This window comes from Pseudoalteromonas marina (assembly GCF_000238335.3).
GTDB classification, from domain to species: Bacteria; Pseudomonadota; Gammaproteobacteria; order Enterobacterales; family Alteromonadaceae; genus Pseudoalteromonas; species Pseudoalteromonas marina.
On the sequence record NZ_AHCB03000003.1, the window covers coordinates 1 to 3,242 of the forward strand.

The 3,242-nt window shown below is 41.6% G+C and carries 5 protein-coding genes; all 5 read right to left on the reverse strand.

Annotation, left to right across the window (positions count from 1 at the left end):
- A partial coding sequence (locus PMAN_RS00015; RefSeq protein WP_021032443.1) for a replication initiation protein occupies positions 1–820 on the reverse strand: 820 nt, incomplete at its 3' end.
- Positions 821–976: 156 nt separating this feature from the next.
- Positions 977–1,462 (reverse strand): hypothetical protein, encoded by a 486-nt coding sequence (locus tag PMAN_RS00020; protein WP_010558160.1) that lies wholly within the window; start codon positions 1,460–1,462, stop codon positions 977–979.
- A 50-nt stretch (positions 1,463–1,512) separates the two neighbouring features.
- Positions 1,513–1,881, reverse strand: a complete 369-nt coding sequence (locus PMAN_RS19265; RefSeq protein WP_479687535.1) for a hypothetical protein — start codon at positions 1,879–1,881, stop codon at positions 1,513–1,515.
- Positions 1,882–1,902: 21 nt separating this feature from the next.
- The gene (locus PMAN_RS19245; RefSeq protein ID WP_422613651.1) at positions 1,903–2,316 is read right to left on the reverse strand and encodes an MbeB family mobilization protein; all 414 of its coding nucleotides are present in this window, start codon (positions 2,314–2,316) and stop codon (positions 1,903–1,905) included.
- Between the two features lie 560 nt (positions 2,317–2,876).
- A complete protein-coding gene (gene mobC, locus PMAN_RS00030; RefSeq protein ID WP_010558162.1) occupies positions 2,877–3,200 on the reverse strand; it encodes a plasmid mobilization relaxosome protein MobC in 324 nt (107 codons plus the stop codon).
- Positions 3,201–3,242 lie beyond the last annotated feature (42 nt).

A 3,242-nucleotide genomic window follows, 5' to 3' on the forward strand; every position in this document is an offset into this window, starting at 1 on the left:
GAGCCTGTATGCGTTTATCTTCACTCTGCTTAGCTCTGGCAATGCCTGAGCGTTTACCGTTATTAGATTGCCATTCAGCAAAGCCTTGTGCGCTAAAGTGCTGATTCGTCCATTTAGCCACTGATTTTGCAATGTGCTTTAGCTCGTTGAATTGTAACGGCTGTTCAAAGCGTGAGTTGATCATCTCTGCACGTTGTAAAACTGCGTTGTACCATTGTTCAAAGGCTGGGTAGCCCTGTCTGATTGCTTTGTATGACCATGAGCGCAAATCATCAAACATGATGCAATTACGCCCTAAACCGTACTCTAAGGGCTTTTTAGCTAAGTTATTGAGCAATGATGTATCAACGTATTCTGCAAGCTCGTGTAGCTCGTATGCTGTCGGTACGCTGTGCAATACTTCCCAATCACGATGTAAAGCGTTCTTGGCTAACAGTCCTGCATAGCCTAGGTCGGCATCGAGTTTCATTGCTAGACCACAATCAATGGCTGATGCGAACTGTATGGCTTTCTGTGAGCTATTGGCGTTTTGGTGTACTGGTGTTTTCAGCAAGTAAAACAAGTGAGCATGACTATTTTTAGGGTTGCTAACGAAAATAGTTGGCTCTGGTGCTAGTTTGTCCTCTCTGATTTCGTCAGGGCAAGTGGCTCTATCAATATCGTATACAAGCCACTGGCGACTGTTGAAGTCATTAGGCTGTAAATAGCGTTTTTTAATGGCTTTTTCGATGTAGCGCACCTTGTTGTCAACGTCAAAATCGTCACAACAACGTGTTTTTGTTGGTAAGTGGCTATTGAATAGCTCTAGTTGTTTTTGCATATCTTCACCCGTATGTAGGCGAGATATACTTGATGTTTGTCTAATATCATTATAAAATTATCTCGAATTGAATTAATAAACCCGTTAGGTGCGCCAACACCATTGATGCGGGTTTTTTAATGCCTGTTTTTCGGCATTTGCTTGTTATTCTACGCTTTACACCATCTTTTTCAAGATCCATGCTTTTAAACCGCCCTTAGCGGCAATCTCAGCGCATTTGTTGCCTATAATAACACATTCATCGGGTAAAGATGGTTTATCGTCTTTCTGTGCTTCTGGTGAAGCCGTTTTGTTATCATCCCCCGATTTGGCAATCGGGAAAGTTGCCATATCTTCTTTTGATACTGTGCCATGCTCTTTGAGTTGCTTTGCAATGGCTTTAAAAGTATCTCGATATTCTTCTGGCACTTCGATATTTAGCTGTTTAACGCCCTGCTCTGCTTTCTTGTCTTTGTGTTTTTGCACTCGTAGAGCGTTTTTACTTTTCTTTGTTCGGACATACGCTGACGTTTTAACAATCCCTGCTTGCTCCAACTCGCTATCTGTTAGCGTTTTATCGTCCACTGGTAGCTGTACGTCTTGAGCATCTTCTAAGTGTTTCAAGTGACCGCTAAAGTCCATTTCGTTTTTATCATTTGTCATAATTTCACCTTTAAATCATTTCTAGACACGTTTCTAGAAATGATACCACCTTAAAACCTAGAGTCAAATTGATAGCAAGCCACTGATTCAGTGTTGTCATGATCAAGCAAACAAGTAAACTTAAATAGCTCATTTGGTCTTTGACCACCGTTTGACTTTGGCAATGAATATTTAGCGTGTTTACATGCTAGGCATTGAGAATCCCCGTTGCGGTCTTTGATTACTTCTCTCAACTGCTCTGCTGTTTTTCCGCCTTGCGATAAAGCTTGGCTGTTGTCGAGTTCTGGCTCTGAGTTGGTGAGTAAAATTATTTGCTCTGCTAACTCGTTTATCTGCTGATTTACCTCGCTGAACTGCTGTTCGTACTGCTCTGATAACAGCTTTAATGCTTTCGCTAATTCCTGATTTACATCTGACATTGTTCTCTACCACCTTTTTTATTACTGGATGTTTAATTTCTGTATGGCGACTATCACGCCTAGCGTGAGTCCGCTCCCGAATATCAGCCCAAGAAGAAACACCATCAATGCGCTGTACGTTGTGTTGGTCTGGTGTTCCTGTGCTTTGGCTACCATGCTGTCTATATCTTTCGTGATTTGCTTTTCGCTTTGCTTGATGTGCGTTTGCAAATGTTTCCTTAGCCCTTGAAAGTCTTTCGTTGCGATCTCTTTGATAGCTTTCGATTGCTCTTGTGACCTCTGCTGTAACGTCTGCGCTGCCTTTAAAATTTCGCTCATATAAAGCCCCTTTAAGTCTGATATTTTTACCCCCTGAAGGGTCTTTAATTGATATTGATGACTTGGTTTCTCTGGCGATTTCCAAGCCGTATGATTGAAGTTTATTGATAACATCATCACGATTGGCGATTGCGCCCAGGCTAACTTCGTTAGCCAATGAATTTGTTATCAATGAAACTGCTTGTTTTCTGTCGTTTGGTAGGTCTTTTGCCGTAACAACAAAACGTCTGTTTGCAGGATCGTGCGGATCTTTAAATTTAAACGTGTCGTTGGCTATCTGTTGCCAAGAATTCACGTAATGACGGTCGTTTTTGTCGTAATACGGCTGTAAACGCTTGTTTGTTGATAGCTCAACATTAGGAATAAGGAAGTTAAGCTCTAATCTGTCCTTGTCTTTATGCTCAACCCATAAAATATCGTATTGATTGCGGTCAAGCCCTGTCATTAACGTGTCTTGAAACGAGTCCATAAGCATCTGTTTTTGATGTTCGGGTATATCTTTTTCAGCAAATGACAAGCAACCTGACGTATAGTTTCGGGCAAATGAAAGCCCGTCTATTAGCTCTTTTGCTTGCTCTGGATTACCACGCAATACTTGAGCGTTCTCTCGATTGCGGTCTTTACCAAGCAAGTAATCAACGGGAGCTGAACCGCCACCCTTACCACGACTAAAGAATTTAACTAGCATGATCAGACCTCACTTGTTCAAGTTCACTCTGTATCTGATTCAATATGCTAATGATTTCAATAGAAGAAATGGCATCCATTCCCCTTGCGTTAGCAAGGCGGGCAAGTTGATTCAAGTTGTTACCGATAGCTGAAAGCTGTCGGAGTAACAACGGATCAACAATAACAGGCGCATTGCGCCTTTTACTCTTTTTAGCCAAACAAGTTTCACGCATCCAACGTGCAAGCTCATTACCTGTTTTTAGTTCGTTAAGCTCATTCAATTCAGATTCAAACAATCTGATTTTGACGGACTTTGTTCTTTTCTCTGCCATAAAAATACCTGTATTTTTTGGTGCTTTTGGGGGTTAAGGGGG